This is a genomic window from Desulfomicrobium macestii (genome assembly GCF_014873765.1).
Taxonomy (GTDB): Bacteria; Desulfobacterota; Desulfovibrionia; order Desulfovibrionales; family Desulfomicrobiaceae; genus Desulfomicrobium; species Desulfomicrobium macestii.
In genome coordinates this window covers 1-18,622 of record NZ_JADBGG010000042.1, presented here as the reverse complement: position 1 = coordinate 18,622, position 18,622 = coordinate 1, and the positions used below count along the sequence as shown (strand labels likewise).

At 59.0% G+C, this 18,622-nt stretch carries 14 protein-coding genes and 1 tRNA gene; 14 read left to right on the top strand and 1 reads right to left on the bottom strand.

From position 1 onward, the window contains the following. The 6 genes from H4684_RS18385 (at nt 1) to H4684_RS18360 (ending at nt 7,422) form a co-directional block, all read left to right on the top strand. Complete coding sequence (locus H4684_RS18385; RefSeq protein WP_092193472.1) at nt 1–1,212, top strand: argininosuccinate synthase; 1,212 nt, start codon at nt 1–3, stop codon at nt 1,210–1,212. Between the two features lie 3 nt (nt 1,213–1,215). Beyond that, nucleotides 1,216–2,622, top strand: a complete 1,407-nt coding sequence (gene argH, locus H4684_RS18380) for an argininosuccinate lyase (RefSeq protein ID WP_192624858.1) — start codon at nt 1,216–1,218, stop codon at nt 2,620–2,622. 481 nt (nt 2,623–3,103) lie between these two features. Next, nucleotides 3,104–3,571 carry a cytochrome c family protein gene (locus H4684_RS18375; RefSeq protein ID WP_092193469.1) on the top strand — a complete coding sequence of 156 codons (468 nt, stop codon included), beginning with the start codon at nt 3,104–3,106 and terminating at the stop codon, nt 3,569–3,571. A 9-nt stretch (nt 3,572–3,580) separates the two neighbouring features. Further along, nucleotides 3,581–5,245 carry a methyl-accepting chemotaxis protein gene (locus H4684_RS18370; protein WP_192624857.1) on the top strand — a complete coding sequence of 555 codons (1,665 nt, stop codon included), beginning with the start codon at nt 3,581–3,583 and terminating at the stop codon, nt 5,243–5,245. Between the two features lie 26 nt (nt 5,246–5,271). After that, on the top strand, nt 5,272–6,234 hold the full coding sequence (locus H4684_RS18365; protein ID WP_192624856.1) for an ABC transporter substrate-binding protein: 963 nt from the start codon (nt 5,272–5,274) through the stop codon (nt 6,232–6,234). Between the two features lie 81 nt (nt 6,235–6,315). After that, on the top strand, nt 6,316–7,422 hold the full coding sequence (locus H4684_RS18360; protein ID WP_192624855.1) for an amidohydrolase family protein: 1,107 nt from the start codon (nt 6,316–6,318) through the stop codon (nt 7,420–7,422). Nucleotides 7,423–7,499: 77 nt separating this feature from the next. Here H4684_RS18360 and H4684_RS18355 read toward each other — a convergent pair. Then, nucleotides 7,500–7,593, bottom strand: a tRNA-Sec gene (locus H4684_RS18355). Between the two features lie 216 nt (nt 7,594–7,809). Here H4684_RS18355 and ftsH point away from each other — a divergent pair. The 8 genes from ftsH to asnS all read left to right on the top strand — a co-directional run bounded on the left by ftsH (nt 7,810) and on the right by asnS (nt 18,349). Continuing rightward, complete coding sequence (gene ftsH / locus H4684_RS18350; RefSeq protein ID WP_092193462.1) at nt 7,810–9,723, top strand: ATP-dependent zinc metalloprotease FtsH; 1,914 nt, start codon at nt 7,810–7,812, stop codon at nt 9,721–9,723. Between the two features lie 3 nt (nt 9,724–9,726). After that, on the top strand, nt 9,727–10,608 hold the full coding sequence (gene folP / locus H4684_RS18345) for a dihydropteroate synthase (protein WP_092193460.1): 882 nt from the start codon (nt 9,727–9,729) through the stop codon (nt 10,606–10,608). Beyond that, a complete protein-coding gene (gene cdaA / locus H4684_RS18340; RefSeq protein WP_092193458.1) occupies nt 10,602–11,357 on the top strand; it encodes a diadenylate cyclase CdaA in 756 nt (251 codons plus the stop codon). The genes folP and cdaA overlap by 7 nt, the downstream gene beginning before the upstream one ends. Then, entirely contained in the window at nt 11,357–12,274 is a 918-nt protein-coding gene (locus H4684_RS18335; RefSeq protein ID WP_192624854.1) for a CdaR family protein, read from the top strand. Before cdaA ends, H4684_RS18335 begins: the two co-directional genes overlap by 1 nt. 11 nt (nt 12,275–12,285) lie before the next feature. Beyond that, nucleotides 12,286–13,635 carry a phosphoglucosamine mutase gene (glmM, locus tag H4684_RS18330; RefSeq protein ID WP_092193454.1) on the top strand — a complete coding sequence of 450 codons (1,350 nt, stop codon included), beginning with the start codon at nt 12,286–12,288 and terminating at the stop codon, nt 13,633–13,635. 66 nt (nt 13,636–13,701) lie between these two features. Then, complete coding sequence (gene galU, locus H4684_RS18325; RefSeq protein ID WP_092193452.1) at nt 13,702–14,574, top strand: UTP--glucose-1-phosphate uridylyltransferase GalU; 873 nt, start codon at nt 13,702–13,704, stop codon at nt 14,572–14,574. A gap of 59 nt (nt 14,575–14,633) precedes the next feature. After that, nucleotides 14,634–16,943, top strand: a complete 2,310-nt coding sequence (priA, locus tag H4684_RS18320; RefSeq protein ID WP_192624853.1) for a replication restart helicase PriA — start codon at nt 14,634–14,636, stop codon at nt 16,941–16,943. Nucleotides 16,944–16,966: 23 nt separating this feature from the next. Continuing rightward, the gene (asnS, locus tag H4684_RS18315) at nt 16,967–18,349 is read left to right on the top strand and encodes an asparagine--tRNA ligase (protein ID WP_192624852.1); all 1,383 of its coding nucleotides are present in this window, start codon (nt 16,967–16,969) and stop codon (nt 18,347–18,349) included. Nucleotides 18,350–18,622 lie beyond the last annotated feature (273 nt).

Below are 18,622 nucleotides of genomic sequence, written 5' to 3'. Positions count from 1 at the left end.
ATGAGCAAGATAGAAAAAGTCGTATTGGCGTACTCGGGCGGCCTCGATACCTCGGCCATCCTGAAATGGATCAAGAAAACCTACGAATGCGAAGTCATCACCATGACCGCGGATCTGGGTCAGGGCGAGGAGCTGGACGGCCTGGAGGACAAGGCTCTTTCCACCGGCGCGACCAAGGCCTATGTCGTGGATCTGCAGGAAGAGTTCGTGGCCGATTATGTTTTCCCCATGTTTCGGGCCAACGCGGTCTATGAGGGCGGATACCTGCTCGGCACATCCATTGCCCGTCCGCTCATCGCCAAGCGCATGGTCGAGATCGCCCTGGCCGAAGGCGCCCAGGCCGTGGCCCATGGCGCCACGGGCAAGGGCAACGACCAGGTCCGCTTTGAACTTTCGACCCTGGCCTTGGCCCCGCAGCTCAAAACCATCGCGCCCTGGCGTGAATGGGACCTCAACTCGCGCACCGACCTGCTCGCCTTCTGCGAGGAGAACGGCATCTCCGTGCCCGTGACCCGGGAAAAACCCTACTCCTGCGACCGCAACCTGCTGCATCTGAGCTTCGAGGGCGGAGAGCTGGAAGATCCGTGGTCCGAGCCCGGCCCCGGCACCTACCAGATGAGCGTCAATCCCGAGGACGCGCCGGATACGCCGGAAGTCATCACGCTGGACTTCGAGCAGGGCAATCCCGTGGCCTTGGACGGTCAGGCCCTGACCCCCGCGAAAATGCTCGCGGCCTTGAACGAGCTGGGTGGTCGCCACGGCATCGGCCGTCTGGACATGGTCGAGAACCGCTTCGTGGGCATGAAGTCGCGCGGCGTTTACGAGACTCCTGGCGGAGCCATCCTGCAGCGCGCCCACCGTGATCTTGAAGGGGTGTGCATGGATCGTGAGCTTTTGCATCTGCGGGACACGCTCATTCCGCGCTACGCCGAGATGGTCTATAACGGCTACTGGTTCGCGCCCGAACGCGAGGCGCTTCAGGCCTTCATGGACAAGGCCCAGGAGACCGTGACCGGGACCGTGCGCCTGAAGCTCTACAAGGGCGGGGTCTATCCGCTTGGGCGCAAGTCTCCGTATTCTCTTTACAATCCGGAGCTGGCCACTTTCGAGAAGGATGAGGTGTACAATCAGGCCGACGCAGCCGGATTCATCAAGCTGCACGGCCTTCGCCTGCAGGCCCGCCAGCCTTTTCTGAACAAGATCAAGGGCTAGGCCATGACTTCGACGCAGAAGGAAAAGAAATTGTGGGGCGGCCGCTTTTCCGGCGACACCGCCCCCCTGGTCGAGCGTTACACCTGTTCCGTGGATTTTGATTCACGCCTGCATGCCCAGGATATCGACGGCTCCAAGGCACATTCTTCCATGCTGGCCCAGCAGGGCATCATCAGCCAGGCCGAATGCGACGCCATCCACCAGGGCCTGGAGCAGATCCGGGGCGAGATCGCGGACGGGACCTTTGTCTGGCGGCAAGACCTCGAAGATGTGCACATGAACATCGAGCAGCGCCTGACAGAGATCGTCGGTACTCCGGGCCAGAAGCTGCACACGGGGCGTTCGCGCAACGATCAGGTGGCTCTTGATTTCCGGCTTTTTGTCGCCGCGTGTCTTGACGAATGGGCCGCGAACCTGTGCGATCTGATCGGGGTGCTGACCGAGCGGGCCGGGGAGCATCAGGATGCGCTTCTGCCGGGGTGCACCCATTTCCAGCCCGCCCAGCCCGTCAGTCTGGCCCAGCATCTTCTGGCCTACGCCCAGATGTTTTGCCGCGACCACGACCGGGTTCGCGATGCCCTGGCCCGGACCAGGATTTCGCCTCTGGGCGCCGCGGCCCTGGCCGGAACGACCCATCCCCTTGATCCGGGGCAGGTCGCCTCGACCCTGGGTCTTGCCGGGACGTTCGCCAACAGCATGGACGCCGTCTCGGACCGTGACTTCGTGCTCGAAGCCACGTTCTGCGGCAGCCTGATCATGATGCACCTCTCGCGTCTGTGCGAGGAGATCGTCATTTGGGCCAACCCCCAGTTCGGATTTGTGCGCCTGCCGGACGCCTATTCCACGGGTTCGTCCATCATGCCCCAGAAGAAGAATCCTGACGTGGCCGAGCTCATGCGGGGCAAGACTGGCCGGGTCTATGGCGATCTCATGGCGCTCTTGACCCTCATGAAGGGCCTGCCCATGGCCTACAACCGGGACATGCAGGAAGACAAAGAGCCTTTTCTGGACACGCACGACACGGTTGCGCCGTCCCTTGCCATCATGGCCGGGATGCTCTCGGAGCTTGGTTTCAACCGCGAACGCATGCAGCGGGCCCTGAAGGCCGGATTTTTGAACGCCACGGAGCTTGCCGATTATCTGGCGGCCAAGGGCGTGCCTTTTCGGCAGGCGCACCATATCACGGGCGCGGCCGTGGCCTTTGCGGAGGAGCAGGGGATAGGGCTTGAGGATCTGGATATTGCCCAGTTGCAGCGCTTTTCCCCGGATATCGATGAAGATGTCTTCGCGGTCCTTGATTACGGGAATGCCGTGGCCAGAAGACATGTTCCTGGCGGAACGGGTCCTGGGTCCGTAAGAAATCAGATCGACAACTTGTCGTCCTGGCTGGATTCGGCTTCCCGGAAGTGACTCCGGTCACGTCAGAGTCCGGCCGCCGTCATTTAGGCTGAGACGCTTTCATGATCAAAACCCCTCGTTGCGCTTGCGGCGGGGGGTTTTGACTTTGAAAGGCATTTAGCGTTGATTCATGAATTTTCTTCCGGTGACGTAAATCGAGATGAAAGGGGCATGGATTCGGACGGGCCCCTGCGAGTCGTTCTTTTGAATACGTGATTCCCCCAGGCTGTCATACAAATGTCCATGTGTGACAACCTAGGGGGAATTTGTTTTGTGTAATTGTATGTCATTGGTAAAATTCTTGTTTTTCCATTGGAGCAAAAGTCGTTGCCGTTCTATGACAACATTAAGGCGTGATTGCGAATTCGCAGGCAAGCTATTGACGTTATTTGTTTTTTCATGTAACATTTTGAAGACATGTAAGAAGAATCGGCATGGCGATTCGCTTTGCAAGACCGGGGTCGCTCTGATTGTATCCGTTCAAGGAGGGGGAATGGAAGGACGAGTCGTGCTCAATGTATGGCATGCTTTTTTGCTGGTGTGCCTACTGTGGCCGTTTTCCGCGATGGCGGAAAACTCGTATGTAGGCACTGCCGCATGCAAGGACTGTCATGAAGAACAGTATGAAAATTTCACCAAGTACGCCAAGAAAGCTCATTCGGACAAATCCGTGAAGATCATGGCTTCGGATCTTAGCGAAGCCGAACTTGCAACCTGCTACGGATGCCATACCACGGGGTTCGGCAAGCCTGGCGGGTTCGTCAGCTACGAAAAGACCCCGCATCTGGCTGATGCCGGATGCGAAGTCTGTCATGGTCCGGGAAGTGACCATGCCGAAAGCGGTGGGGATGCGGAGCTGATCAAGGGCAAACTGACCATGGACGACTGCGTTGGCTGCCACAACGAGGAACGGGTCAAGTCATTCAATTTCAAGCCGCTGCTCTACGGCGGGGCGCACTAGGAGGTCGTGATGGACATTTTCCGAAGATCTCTTGCCGCCAAGATGCTTGGGATCACGGCTTTGGTGTTGCTGGTATTTTTTGGGGTCCTTTTCTGGACGACTTTTTTCATGCAGCGGTCGAGCACTCTCCACGAGGTCGAGATCACCGCTGAACGCACCGCTGAAATGCTTTCCCTGGCCATCCGCGAGCCCATGGCTCTGGGCGACAATGCCGGGACGACGCAAAAATTCGATGAAGTGGGCGAGCGTTACGACGATATCGACATTCATCTTACCAACTTCAAAGGCAACATCACCTACTCCACTTCGGACCAGTTTCTGCGCGGCGAAATTGCCGACGTCGTAAAGGCTCCGGAACTGCCCGACATGCTCAAAGAGCGTCTGAAAACAGACGGAATGAGTCAGGTCATCACGGAAATCGACGGTGTATCCTCCTATTTGGAGGTGAAGACCATCCCGAACGAGCCTGCCTGCCATCATTGTCATGGCGGAAATCAGCCGGTGCTCGGAGTGCTGGTCATGCGGCAGGATATTTCCAGGCAGATGGACACGCTCATGGACGGTCAGATCAAGGCCGGGGCGATAATGGCCACGGGCATGATCGTGCTGATGGGCTGTCTGGCGTTTTTCATGCGCCTCGCGATTTTCAAGCCTGTTCATGCGGTGGCGCTGGCCACGGAGAGGATCAGCAAAGGCGACCTGACTGTCCGGGTGGAGACCAACAGCCGGGATCAGATCGGTCAGTTGGCGCAGAGCGTGAACACCATGACGGAAAACATGGGCGTCATGATGCAGGAGATAATCACCGGAGTCGGCACCTTGGCCGATGCCTCCGGACAGCTTACCTCGGTGTCGGAGACCGTGGCCGAAGTGGCCAGGGACAATCAGTCCCGGTCCAACAGCGTGGCCGCCGCAGCCGAGGAGATGAGTCAGAACATGCGCTCGGTGGCGGCCGCCACCGAGCAGGCCACGGTCAACATCTCGACTGTGGCCGCCGCTTCCGAGGAAATGAGCGCGACCATCGACGAGATCTCCAGAAGTACGGGGCGGGCCAGGGAAATTACCGCCCAGGCCGTGAGCGCGGCGCAGGCCACATCCACCGATGTGGACCGCCTTGGAGCCGTGGCCAGTGAAATCAGTTCCGTGACGCAGACCATCACGGCCATCTCTTCTCAGACCAACCTGCTGGCGCTCAATGCCACCATCGAGGCCGCCAGGGCCGGCGAGGCCGGGCGTGGGTTCGCGGTCGTGGCCAATGAGATCAAGGAGCTTGCCAACCAGACGGCCGAAGCCACGGATGAAATCCGCAACAAGATCAGTGGAATCCAGTGTGCCACGGACCAAACCATCCTGCGCATAGGCGAGATCACCCGGGTAATCACGGATATCGATTCCATCGTTGCCACCATCGCCGCCGCCGTGGAAGAACAGTCCACGACTACTCGTGACATAGCGCAGAATATCGGCCAGGCCTCGCAAGGTCTGGACGAAGTCAATCACAACGTGACCCAGACCTCGGGAGTTGCCGGGGAGATTACAGTGCAGATCGCGGAAGTCAGCAATTCGGCGTCAAACATGAGTCGCAACGGCGAAACGGTTCGGCAGCATGCGGAGGAGTTGCGCGCCCTCTCGGAACAGCTTAAAGGGCTCGTGCAGATGTTTCGCATCAGCTAGACTTTCAATCAAGCGAGGACGCACATATGAAGAAGTTTTTTTTGACTGGGGCGCTTGTCCTGGCCATGGCCTGTCCCGGTTTCGCCAAGACCTACAACGTTTCCGTGAGCCAGTTTGTCGAGCACCCGTCGCTGGATGCGGTGCTGAAGGGTTTTCAGGACAGCCTCAAGGCGCAGGGAGTGGACGCGAACTACTCCGTGCACAATGCCCAGGCCAACATGGCCACGGCCAACCAGATTGCGGCCCAGATAGCCGGTGAAAAGCCCGATCTGGTGTTGGCCATTGCCACGCCGTCGGCTCAGGCTTGTGCCCTGGCCACCAAGAAGTCACCGATCCTGGCCGGGAGTCCGCTTCTGTTCACGGCCATCACGGATCCCGTGGGCGCGGGGCTGGTCGATGATCTGGAAAAACCCGGCAAGAACATCACCGGCGTTTCCGACATGCTGCCCGTCGATCAGCATATGGCCATGCTGCGCCGCTTTTACCCGAATCTCAAGACGCTGGGCATGATCTACAACGCGGGCGAGGCCAATTCCAAAACCACTGTGGCCATGGTCAAGGCCGAAGGGGTCAAGGCTGGTTTTGAGGTGGTGGAGGCGCCCGTGGCCAAGACCAGCGACGTCTATCAGGCGGCCAAGGCTCTCGTGGGCAAGGTTGACGCGGTCTATCTGCCGACGGACAATACGGTCATCTCCTCTCTGGAATCCGTGATCAAGGTTTGCGAGCAGGAAAAGCTGCCCCTGTTTTCCGCCGATGTGGATTCGGTGAAACGAGGTACCGTGGCCGCGCTGGCGTTCGATTACTATCAGCATGGATATCAGACAGGGCTCATGGCCAAACGCATTCTGGTCGATGGCTCGTTCCCTTCGGAAACTCCCGTTGAAACCCAGCAGGAGCTGATACTGCACCTCAATCTCGGGGCCGCGAAGAAGATCGGTGTGGCCGTGCCCAAAGAAGTCAAAGAGACCGCTGACAAGATTTATGAATAGTGCCGCTTTGCGCAGTTTTGAAAAGAGGCGGCCTTGCCGCCTCTTTTTTTATGCATCGTTTGATCCGGCAGGTGACCGGGCATGAACGAAGCTTTCCGGGCTGCGCGCATCCTGACCATGAATCCGGACTGTCCCGAGATTTCGGATGGAGGGATCCTGGTCCGGGGAGGGCGCATCCTGGCGGTGGGAGCTTGGCGCGAGGTGGCAGGGGATGGCGTTCCCCGCGATTTGGGGGCTGTGACGCTGGTGCCCGGGCTCATCAATGCCCATGCGCATCTGGAATTGTCGCATCTGGCAGGGCGTGTGCCTGCCGGTCTGGGCTTTGCGGGTTGGGCGGACGCTCTTTTTGCCGCCATGCGCGAAAGCAGGGTGACGGAATCTGCCTTAAAGAGGGCCGTGAACGAGGCACGGGCCAGCGGGACCTGCCATGTGGCCGATGTGGTCGGCCGCGAGTTCGATATGGTACGGCGCGTTCTGGACAGGCAGAGCCTCGGCGGCTTTCTGTTCAAAGAATTTTCGGGCCGCGATCGGGAGTTCAGCCCCAAGGCCCTGCCAGGGGACTGGAGTCCTGGAGTGCATTCGTTGTATTCCACGGATCAGGGGCTGGCCCGGAGCATCAAGCAGTGGTGCGTGTCTCGCGCTCTTCCTTTCTGCCTGCACCTGGCAGAAGCGCCCGGCGAGAACGAACTTTTCAGAAGCGGCAGCGGCGAGCTTGCCGATTTCCTGCGTGCCCGCCGCATCCTGCCCCGGGGTTTTGCCGCCCCTGGCCTGAGCTCCGTCGGGTTTGCACGCGCCCTGGACCTGCTGGATGAGCGCACCTTGGCCGTGCATTGCGTTCAGTTGGACGAAAGCGATGTTCAGATCCTGGCTGCAAGCGGGGCCGGCGTCTGTCTGTGTCCGCGCAGCAACAGATGGATAGGGGTAGGAGACGCGCCGGTGGCCGCGCTGCATGCAGCGAAAGTCCCTTTGTGCCTGGGCACCGATTCCCTGGCGTCGGTCCCTGATCTTGACCTGTGGCAGGAACTGCGTGCAGTGCGGGCGCTTCTGCCTGCGTCGGTGTCTCTGTCCGATCTCCTGGCACTGGCGACCCGCAATCCGGCCCGGTTGCTTGGAATTGACGCTGACCTCGGAAGTCTGGAAGTCGGGAAACGCGCAGCCTGGGCGGTTCTGCCGGAAGACATGAGCTGACGGATGGCAACGATTCTGGAGTTGATCCACAAAAAAATGAAAGCGGGGAACAGAAAGGCAAGGGGGGATGGGATTCTTGGCGGAAGCGTATAGGAGTCGAACCTACCGAAGACCTCTCGACCTTCCACCGGTTTTGAAGACCGGGCGCCACACCGGTGACGATACGCTTCCCCCTCAAGGAGGAACGTATCTATCAATGCCCTCGGCAATGATCAAGTTTTTCCAGGAACCTTTTAAAAAAGCTTTTTTTTGATGAAAATTTTCTTGTCATTCTGCAAACTGACCTTAACAATGATTCCTTGTTCAGCTTCGGGTTCGTTCGTTATGTGAAGCAAAATGGCCGGTGGGAGGAACGCTTCCCAACTCGGCTTATGGAGGTTTTTTCACTTGAATAGTTTTTCCAAGAATCTGGTTCTTTGGGCCGGGATCTGCATGGTGATGATTGTTCTGTTCAATTTGTTCAATCAGCCGCCGGTATCGCCCAATGACCTCAATTACACGCAATTTCTAGCCAAGGTCCGCCAGGGCGAGGTAGTCAGCGTCAAGATTCAGGGCTCCCGCATCTCCGGTGTCCTGGCCAATGACCAGCGGTTCACGTCCTACACCCCTGATGATCCGACTCTGGTCGACACGCTGGTCAAGAACAACGTGCAGGTCAAGGCCGAACCACAGGAAGAGGCCCCCTGGTACATGACCGTGCTCATCTCCTGGTTCCCGATGCTGCTTCTGATCGGCGTGTGGATTTTTTTCATGCGGCAGATGCAGGGTGGCGGCGGCAAGGCAATGTCCTTTGGCAGATCGCGGGCCAAGATGATCAGCCAGGAAGAGACCAAGGTGACTTTCGCGGATGTGGCCGGCGTGGATGAAGCCAAGGAAGAGTTGCAGGAGATTGTCGACTTCCTGAGCAATCCCAAGAAATTTACACGGCTCGGCGGACGCATCCCCAAGGGTGTGCTGCTGGTCGGAGGTCCCGGAACGGGCAAGACCCTGCTGGCCAGGGCCGTGGCCGGCGAGGCCGGAGTACCCTTTTTCTCCATCTCGGGTTCTGACTTCGTGGAGATGTTCGTCGGTGTCGGCGCCGCCCGGGTGCGCGATCTGTTCATCCAGGGCAAGAAGAACGCCCCGTGCCTCATCTTCATCGACGAAATAGATGCGGTGGGCCGTCAGCGCGGCGCAGGTCTTGGCGGCGGACATGACGAGCGCGAGCAGACCCTCAACGCCATGCTCGTGGAGATGGACGGTTTCGAATCAAACGAGGGCGTCATTCTGATCGCGGCCACTAACCGCCCCGACGTGCTTGATCCGGCCCTGCTGCGTCCCGGTCGTTTCGACCGTCAGGTCGTGGTGCCCAATCCGGATTTGCGGGGCCGCAAGCGCATCCTTGAAGTTCACACCCGCAAGACCCCCCTGTCCAAGGAAGTTGATCTGGAAGTGTTGGCTCGCGGAACACCCGGCTTTTCCGGCGCTGATCTCGAAAACCTGGTCAATGAGGCGGCCCTGCATGCCGCCAAGCTGAGTCAGGATCTGGTCACCATGATCGACTTCGAGGAAGCCAAGGACAAGGTCATGATGGGCAAGGAACGGCGCTCCATGATTTTGAGCGACGAAGAGAAGAAGACCACTGCCTATCACGAGGCCGGTCACACTCTGGTTGCACAGTTCCTGCCCGGAACGGATCCCATTCACAAGGTGTCCATCATTCCTCGCGGCCGGGCGCTGGGTGTCACCATGCAGTTGCCCGTGGACGATCGGCACACGTACTCCAAAACGTACCTGCAGAACAACCTGGCCGTGCTGTTCGGCGGGCGAGCCGCGGAGGAACTGGTCTTCAATTCCATCACCACCGGCGCAGGCAACGATATCGAACGTGCCACGGCCATGGCCAGACGCATGGTTTGCGAGTGGGGCATGAGCGAGGAGTTCGGTCCCATGGCGCTGGGCAAGAAGGACGACGAGGTCTTTTTGGGTCGCGACATGGCCCACATCAAGGACTACAGCGATGAGACGGCCAAGCTTATCGATCTGGAAGTCAAGCGGATTCTGGGCGACGCATACGGCCGCGCCAAGACCATCCTGCAGGATAACGTCGAATTGCTGCACTCCCTGTCCCTGGCGCTCATCGACCGCGAGACCCTGACCGGCGAGGAAGTTGGCAGGATCATCAATGGAGAGACCCTGGCGCCGGTTCAGAACGGAGTAAAGCCGTCGGTCGCGCCGGAGGCTCCGGCCGCAGAAGGGGACGCCCCGGAAGAAGGGTTCACCCTGGATGAGGAGAACAGCGGCGACAAGGCGGGAGAATAAATCATGACCCCGGAGAGATTGGACACGGTCTCCTGGGATTTGTGCAGGGGGAGGACCTTGGGTCCTGCCCCCTTTTTTGTTGTGGGCATCCTGAACGTGACGCCCGATTCCTTTTATGATGGCGGCCAGGCCGCCGATCCGGCCGCCGCAGTGGCCAAGGGCCTTGCCCTTCTCGATGAGGGTGCGGACATCCTGGACATAGGTGGAGAGAGCACCCGCCCTTTTTCCGAACCGGTCTCAGGGGACATGGAGCTGGCCCGAGTATTGCCGGTCGTGCAGGGAATCCTCGCGGCCAGGCCGGACGCCGTCCTTTCCGTGGACACCACCAAGGCCTCCGTGGCCCGGGCGTGCCTGGAAGCCGGGGCCCTGATCCTCAATGATGTCTCGGCCATGGAGGCGGACCCGGAGCTTTTGCAGGTCGTGCGTGATTTTCATCCGGGCTACGTACTCATGCACAGTCTCGGTCGTCCCAGCACCATGCAGATCGCGCCCCGGTATGATGATGTGGTGGCCGAGATCATGAGCTTTTTTGCCGCGAAGCTTGAGCTTCTCGTGCGTTCGGGGGTTCCCGAATCCCGAATTGTCCTTGATCCCGGCATCGGATTTGGCAAGACTGTTGAACATAATCTTGAAATATTGAAAAATATCTGTAAATTATTTGAATTCGGCCGACCTGTGTACATGGCGCTTTCCAATAAATCCCTGTGGGGAGAGCTGCTTGGCCGACAGGGGCGGGAGCGCAACGCGGCCACGCTGGCCGCGACCGTCGCGCTCCACGAGAAGGGGGTGCGCATCCACCGGGTGCACGAGGTGCGCGAAATTCGTGACGGTCTGGCCGTCGCCCACATGCTGGGGAAGGGAACTTCGGGAGAACAGGGGTGCTGAGTTTCACCGTTGGCAATCTGCAGATCAACTGGCGGGATATTCTCGATATCCTGCTCGTGGGCTATATTTTTTTCCGGATCATTCTGCTGATCAAGGGCACCCGGGCAGTCTCGGTAATCTATGGGCTTCTGCTCATAATCGTGACGTATTTTGCCGCCGGCCAGTTTGGATTGTACACCCTGAACTGGCTGCTGGGAAATTTTCTGGGATCCATCTTCCTTGTGGTCATCATCCTTTTCAGGCGTGATATCCGCAAGGCGCTGGCGGTCATGGGCGCGACCACCATATTCAAGAAGGATTCGGTGCAGACCGCCGTTCTGGATGAGCTGATCCTGGCCCTGGTGCACATGGCCAAGAACAAGACCGGCGCGCTTATCGTCATTGAGCGCAACATTCCCATTGGGGACGTGGTTTCGGGGGGCATCGAGCTGCATGCCGCGTTCAGCAAGGATTTGCTGCTGACGATTTTTCATCCCGATACGCCGCTGCATGACGGGGCGGTCATCATCCGCGACAACCGGATAGAGGCGGCGGCGTGCATTCTGCCTTTGGCCGTCGGTCTCAAGCATGAGTCGTCCCTGGGTACCCGGCATCGCGCCGCCATCGGCGTGACCGAGGAAACGGACGCCGTGGCGCTGATCGTATCCGAGGAGAGGGGCAGCATTTCCCTGGCTGTGGGAGGTCGGATCACCAGCAGCTTGAATGAAGTTCGACTGAAAAAAGTCCTTGCCGCTGCGTTGAGGAAATAATGTGGAATAATTGGCAATACAGAGTTCTGGCCATCCTGCTGGCCCTGGCATGCTGGTATGTGGTCTCCGGCCAGGAAAAGGTCGAAACGTGGCTTGAGGTGCCCCTTGAGTTCGTGAATCTGCCCCCACGCATGGAGATCACCTCCGGTTTGGTCAGCAAGCTTCAGGTGCGAATCCGGGGCACAAGCAACCAGGTCCGCTCCCTGAACGTCGGTCGTTTGGCCTACAAGCTGGACTTGGGCAAGATCAATGTCGGAACCAACGTCATCCCGCTGGTGCCCGAAAGCATGACCATCACCTCGGCTGTGGAGGTCGTGGAGATCAGCCCTACGCGACTTGAACTCGTGGCCGATGTCGTGGTCTCCAAGACTGTGCCCGTGAAGCTCGACTGGACGGGGCTCCCCGGGGATGATGTACAGTTCAGGAATGCCACCGTTTTTCCCGATTCGGTGACGGTCACGGGCTTTGCGAGCGCGCTCGAGTCGGTGAACAGCATCTCGACGGCTCTGGTTCAGGTCCCGCCCGACGAGAGTCTTACCGCCTCGGGCCGGGCACGCCTGCTCATGCCCAAGGATGTGCGCACCCCGGTGTCTTCGGTGAGCTACGAACTGCAGTTCGGTCTCACGACCCAGGAGCTTTGGGTCAAGATGAACCTGGAGCCAGTGCGCTATGAAACTTTCAGCTATACTTTCGAACCCAAGTTCGTGCGCATCAAGCTTGAGATCCCGGTGCGGCTTTTGAAGGACAAGGATTGGCGCGAAAACCTGCACCTGATGATCGACCCCGGCTCGAACCCGGCCATCGGGCAGAGCGTGATCGCTCCTGCGCCCCGTTTTCCCGAAGGGGTGAGTATTCTGGAGGCCAAGCCCGAGGAAATCGAGATAGTGGTGCAGCGCAATGAAGAATTTGTTCCGTAATTGGAGGATGGATGGGCAGACTTTTTGGAACTGATGGAATTCGCGGGCGGGTCAACAGCCATCCCATGCAACCGGAGCTGGTTCTGCGTCTCGGGCTTGCCGCCGGACAGTATTTCAGAAACGGGAACAAGCGCCACCGGGTCGTCATCGGCAAGGACACCAGACTCTCGGGGTATGTCTTCGAATCGGCGCTGACCTCGGGCTTCTGCGCCGCCGGAATGGATGTTTTTCTGGTCGGGCCTCTGCCCACGCCGGCCATCAGCTTTTTGACCCGCAACATGCGCGCCGATCTGGGCGTGGTCATTTCGGCCTCGCACAATCCGTACATGGACAACGGCATCAAATTTTTCGACAAGGACGGTTTCAAGCTGGCCGACAGCGTGGAGGACGAAATAGCCGCCATGGTGACCAATCCGGATTTTGTCTGGAAATCCCCGGATCACGATCAGGTCGGGCGAGCCAGAAAAATCCAGGACAGCCCCGGGCGCTATATCGTCGAACTCAAGCACAGCTTTCCGGCGGGCATGACCCTCGACGGCCTCACGATCGTCCTTGATTGCGCACATGGTGCGGCCTACCGCGTGGCGCCGCTGATCTTCGAAGAGCTCGGAGCCAGGGTCATCACCCTTGGCATCGAGCCGGACGGGCTCAATATCAACAAAGGCTGCGGTTCCCTACACCCCGAGGTGCTCGCCGCCAAGGTCCGGGAACACAGGGCGGACATCGGCCTGGCACTGGACGGGGACGCGGATAGGCTCATCGTTGTCGACGAATACGGCACCATTCTGGACGGAGATCAGATCATGGCCGTGTGCGCGGACGAAATGATGGCGCAGGGCGCTCTTGCCGGGAACACCCTTGTATCCACGGTCATGAGTAACATGGCCCTTGAAATTTTCATGCAGGAGCGCGGCGGACGGCTGCTCAGAACCAAGGTCGGGGACAGATACGTCGTTGAGGAAATGCGCAAGGGTGGTTATGTTCTGGGCGGAGAACAATCCGGGCATCTGGTTTTCATGAAGCACTCGACCACCGGCGACGGCACTTTGGCGGCCCTTCAGCTTTTGAGCATCATGGTCGGCAGGCAGAAGCCCATCTCCGAGATCGCCGGACTGTTGACCCCGTATCCGCAAAAGCTCGTGAACCTGAAGGTGAAGAAAAAAGTCCCCTTTGATACGGTCCCGATCATCAAGGATGCGGTCCGACATGCCGAAGACAGACTGGGACGCACAGGGCGCGTGCTGCTGCGTTATTCCGGCACGGAAACCCTGGCCCGGATCATGGTCGAGGCGCAGGATCAGGCCCTTGTGGACGAACTCTGCGCGAGCCTGACCGAGGCCGTTGAATCCGGCCTGGCCTGAAGACAAGAGATTTTTTAGAAGCAAGGGACGCCCTTCTTCTTTGTGGGATAAAAAAAGGAGCGATGCATGCAGGTACGTAAAGTTGTCATTCCGGTGGCAGGATGGGGAACCAGATCACTTCCGGCGACCAAAAATGTGCCCAAGGAAATTCTTCCGGTGTTCCGAAAGCCTTCCATTCAATATATAGTGGAAGAAGCAATCGCTTCCGGCCTGTCGGATGTGGTTTTCGTCAACAACCAGAACAAGCGCATTATCGAGGATCACTTCGACTACAACCTGGCCCTTGAGCAACTGCTGGAGCGCAAGGGACAGCTGGACCTGCTCGCCGAAGTGCGCAAGGTCGCCATGATGGCCAACATCATAGTCGTGCGCCAGAAGGAGCAGCTGGGTCTTGGTCATGCGGTGCTGTGCGCCCGCGAGGTCATCAAGGACGAGCCCTTCGCGGTCATGGTCGGCGACGATCTCATGTTCAATCGCGATCCCGGCATCAACCAGCTGCTTGAGGTCTGGAAGAACGAGCGCATGCCCGTGGTCGGAGTGATGGAAGTCCCCCGCGACAAGGTCAGCAAATACGGCATCATCGACGCAGAGGAGTTTGCGCCGGGGCTTTACAGGATTCGCGGAGTCAAGGAAAAGCCCGACATCGAAAGCGCGCCGTCAAGGTTGGCGCTGGTCGGCCGGTATGTGCTGACCCCGGAAATATTCGATCATCTGGAAGGGGTGAAGCCGGACGGCACCGGTGAAATCCAGCTCACCGACGCCTTGCAGTCCATGGCACGCGACAACCGGCTTTTGGCCGTGAAGCTGCGCGGGCAGCGTTTCGATGTCGGCGACTGGGTCGATTACCTGACCGCCAACATCTATTTCGCGTTGCAGGACGAGGATCTGCGCTACGATCTCATTGCCCGTCTGCGTGATCTCATTCCGCCTTCCCGCTAGGGTCCTGTCTGTCTTTACCAAGGGGACGGGGCAACCCGTTCCCTTTTTTTCAGGAGCCTATGCGCGAATTCTGTTCAGTCCTTCTTCTTTCCTCGCCCTACAGCGTGCTGACCTACTCCATGCCCGAAGATCTGCCCCGGCAGATGTGGCATGTCGGAGGCCGTGTCGTCGTGCCCCTGGGCAAGTCGTTCCGGGTTGGCATACTGACCGATGCCGATGTGGCCGAGCCCGAAGGTTGCGTCTGCAAGGATGTGCTTTGGCCCGTGGACAGGGCTCCTTTTTTCAGCGCGGGATATCTTGATTTCATCCGCGATCTCTCCATCCGTCAGATGGATGCCGCAGGCAAGATTCTGGCGCGCGTGCTGCCCGCGGCCCTCCGCGATCTGCCCTTGTTCAAGACCCGTGAGGGTCTGGCCGTACGGCTTGGTGATTTGGCGGAGGGAGATGCGCGTGCAGGGCTGGCCCGGGACTGGATGGCGGGCCGTTTCGCGCCTCATGTCTGCACGCGCAGGCCGGAGCGGCTTTTTTCCCTGATCACGGAGCCGCCGTGGCCGGTGCGTCCGCAGGCGACCGCCCAGCTTGACGTGCTGCGCTATCTGGACGTGCACGGCGTCTCATCCACCAAGACCCTGAACGCGCATTTCGGAAAGAATGTGTCCCAGCCCCTGCGCGTCCTTCTTCGGAAGGAACTTATCCGGGAGGTTGAGTCCCACTTTGAGCCTGACGTGGTCTGTGCTCCTGCCGCGGCAACATTCAGTCTGACGGACGAGCAGCAGCAGGCCGTGGAAGGTTTCTGGGAATTGCTGACAGACCGGACTCCTCGTTCGGCGCTGCTTTTCGGGGTGACCGGAAGTGGAAAGACAGCGGTCTATCTGGAGTTGGCCAGGCGCTGCCTCTGTCTTGGCAAGCATGTAATGCTCCTGGCGCCGGAGGTGGGCATCGCCCTCAAGCTCCACCGGGATGTGCGCGAGGCGCTGCCCGAGGCGAATGTGCGGCTGTTTCACGGCTACCTGAGCCCGAGCGACCGGCAAAGAACCTTCATGGAATTGGCTGATCAGCCTGCTCCGGGCATTGTCGTTGGCACACGCTCCAGTCTTTTTTTGCCGATCGAACCCGGGCTTGTCATTCTGGACGAAGAACACGACGCGTCCTTCAAGCAGGACGAAGGGCTCATTTACCAGGCCCGTGAACTTGCATACGGCCGGATCACCCGCAGCGCGGGGCTGCTGCTCATGGGCTCGGCCACGCCGGACGTGAAAGTCTTTCATGCGGCCAGGAATGGAGGCATCGCCCTGAAGCGCCTGCCAAACCGGGTGGGAGAGGCCAGGCTGCCGGTGGTCACGCTGGTTGATCTGCGCGTGGAACCGCCGGAACACGGCCCCTTCGCAACATCGGTGCGCGACGCCCTGGTTGCGGCCGTCCATGCCGGGGAGCAGGTCATCATTCTGCACAATCGGCGTGGTTACGCACCCGTGTTGTATTGCGAAACCTGCTCCGAGCCCGTCAAGTGCCCGCATTGTCAGGTGTCCATGACCCTGCACAAACGTCGCGAGCTGTTGCTGTGCCACTATTGCGGGCATTCCTTGCTTTTCCCGCTGTCCTGTCCCGGGTGCAAGGGCAACGAATTTTTGCCGTTGGGTTCGGGTACGGAACGGCTCGAAGAATTTCTGCGCGACGATCTGCCCCGGGATACCAAAATCCTGCGTCTGGACCGGGACACTTCGCGCCGCGCCGGTTCGATGCAGGATACCCTGGCGGCATTTGCCCGGCAGGAGGCCCAGATTCTGGTCGGTACCCAGATGCTCAGCAAGGGGCACCATTTTCCGGGCGTGACACTGGTGGTGGTCGTGGACGGTGATCTGGGCTTGAATCTTCCGGATTACAGGGCTACGGAACGATCGTTCCAGATGCTGGTGCAGGTCGCGGGGCGTGCAGGCCGCGGAGAAAAAAACGGCCGGGTGCTCATCCAAACCCGTAATCCGGGGCACTATTGTTGGCAGTTCGTGCGCGAGAACGATTACGAGGGTTTTTTCACGCGGGAGATCGCCCTCAGGCAAGTCATGGGGTATCCGCCCTTTGTCAAGCTTGCCCTGGTGCGGGTCTCGCTTCCCTTTGATCAGCCGGATGCGGAACTCATGAACGCCTTTGCCGGTCGCATTCGGGCCGTGTGCCCTGCGGCCGGAGTCCGGGTCCTGGGGCCCGCCCCGGCACCGCTGGCCGTGCTGCGCGGGCGAAAAAGATTTCAATGTTTGCTCAAGGCCGACTCCTGGCCGGCGATCCGGGGTGTTTGCGCCGAGATGAGAAAAATGCTGTCTGGGGAAAAAAACGTGCGCATTTCCGTGGACCTTGATCCCATGGACATGCTCTAGCCGACGAATATCTGAGAGGAAAAATGAAGAATATCAGAGTGTCCGATATCCTGTTGTCCGAGGCGGAAGTTGAATCCCTTGTGGTCAAGGGGTGGGTGCGAACCAAACGCGAGAGCAAGGAGTTCGTATTCTTGGAGATCAACGACGGCTCCTGCCTGAAGAACCTTCAGGCCATCGTCGCCGCTGACGCATCCGGCTTCGAACTCATGGACCGCGTGGGCACGGGCGCCGCGGTCAGCCTGAAGGGCGCTCTTGTGGAATCGCCCGGACAGGGGCAAAAATGGGAGCTGAAGGTTCGGGAGCTTGAGCTCCAGGGTGAAGCGGACGCCACCTATCCATTACAGAAGAAGCGGCACACGGATGAATATCTGCGCACCATCGCACATCTGAGGCCCCGCACGAACAAGTACGGCGCCCTGAACCGGATTCGGGCCGAGCTGTCCTTTGGCGTGCATCAGTTTTTCCGCGAGCAGGGTTTCTTTCATGTGCACGCGCCCATCATCACGGGCTCGGACTGTGAGGGTGCCGGTGAAATGTTCCAGATCACTACTCTTGATCTGGCCAACGTGCCCAAGAAGAACGGCAAGGCGGATTTCGAGCAGGACTTCTTCGGCAAGGAAGCCTCGCTGACCGTGTCGGGCCAGTTGGCGGCTGAAAACCTGGCGTGTGCCCTGGGGAGGGTCTATACATTCGGGCCGACCTTTCGGGCCGAGAACTCCAATACGCCCAAGCATGCCGCCGAGTTCTGGATGATCGAGCCGGAGATGGCCTTTGCCGACCTCGAAGACAACATGGATCTGGGCGAGGACTGCATCAAATGGCTGATCACCCATTTGTTGGACAACTGCCGCGACGACCTGGAGCTTTTCGGAAATTTCGTGGACAAGGGATTGTTTGCGACTCTCGACAACATTCTCGCGAAGCCCTTCATCCGTCTGCCTTACGCCGAGGCGGTGACAATCCTCAAGAACGCTCCCCGCACTTTCGAGTTCCCGGTGGATTTCGGAACCGATCTGCAGACCGAGCATGAGCGGTATCTGACCGAAGATCATTTCAAGCAGCCGGTCATCGTTTTTGACTACCCCAAAGAGATCAAGGCCTTCTATATGCGGCTCAATGACGACGGCAAAACCGTCGGAGCCATGGACGTGCTTGTTCCGCGCATAGGAGAGCTCATTGGCGGCAGCGCCAGGGAAGAGAGATTGTCCGTGCTTGAGCGGCGCATCGAGGAACTCGGGCTGCCCAAGGAAGAGTACTGGTGGTATCTGGATCTGCGTCGGTTCGGATCAGTGCCGCACGCCGGGTTTGGAATGGGCTTTGAGCGGTTGCTGATGCTGGTTACGGGCATCGCCAATATCCGCGACGTCATTCCGTTCCCCAGAACACCTCGGCACCTGGAGTTCTGATCATTCCAACTGTCTGAAATCAAATAATATAAAATTAATTTCATATTTTGATTGACAACCGGGTGCCTCCCACATAGAAGCCTCTTTCTGCGCTGCGGAACAGCAACGCACGAGACGAAAGTCACCAGCTTTTGCGGATTAAATTTCGCGGGTTGAATTGAAAAAAGAAGAAGAAAATGCTTGACGGTGGTTGAGGGAGTCGATAGAGACGTTTCCTCTTGCCGGAAGGCTAAAGGATCTTTGACAAATAAATAGCGAGTTGGAGCAAATAGA

What these genes read in the sequence shown, in the direction of transcription:
- H4684_RS18385 (WP_092193472.1), top strand. Translation starts at nt 1, where the DNA reads ATGAGCAAGATAGAAAAAGTCGTATTGGCGTACTCGGGCGGCCTCGAT.
- argH (WP_192624858.1), top strand. Translation starts at nt 1,216, where the DNA reads ATGACTTCGACGCAGAAGGAAAAGAAATTGTGGGGCGGCCGCTTTTCC.
- H4684_RS18375 (WP_092193469.1), top strand. Translation starts at nt 3,104, where the DNA reads ATGGAAGGACGAGTCGTGCTCAATGTATGGCATGCTTTTTTGCTGGTG.
- H4684_RS18370 (WP_192624857.1), top strand. Translation starts at nt 3,581, where the DNA reads ATGGACATTTTCCGAAGATCTCTTGCCGCCAAGATGCTTGGGATCACG.
- H4684_RS18365 (WP_192624856.1), top strand. Translation starts at nt 5,272, where the DNA reads ATGAAGAAGTTTTTTTTGACTGGGGCGCTTGTCCTGGCCATGGCCTGT.
- H4684_RS18360 (WP_192624855.1), top strand. Translation starts at nt 6,316, where the DNA reads ATGAACGAAGCTTTCCGGGCTGCGCGCATCCTGACCATGAATCCGGAC.
- folP (WP_092193460.1), top strand. Translation starts at nt 9,727, where the DNA reads ATGACCCCGGAGAGATTGGACACGGTCTCCTGGGATTTGTGCAGGGGG.
- H4684_RS18335 (WP_192624854.1), top strand. Translation starts at nt 11,357, where the DNA reads ATGTGGAATAATTGGCAATACAGAGTTCTGGCCATCCTGCTGGCCCTG.
- glmM (WP_092193454.1), top strand. Translation starts at nt 12,286, where the DNA reads ATGGGCAGACTTTTTGGAACTGATGGAATTCGCGGGCGGGTCAACAGC.
- galU (WP_092193452.1), top strand. Translation starts at nt 13,702, where the DNA reads ATGCAGGTACGTAAAGTTGTCATTCCGGTGGCAGGATGGGGAACCAGA.
- priA (WP_192624853.1), top strand. Translation starts at nt 14,634, where the DNA reads ATGCGCGAATTCTGTTCAGTCCTTCTTCTTTCCTCGCCCTACAGCGTG.
- asnS (WP_192624852.1), top strand. Translation starts at nt 16,967, where the DNA reads ATGAAGAATATCAGAGTGTCCGATATCCTGTTGTCCGAGGCGGAAGTT.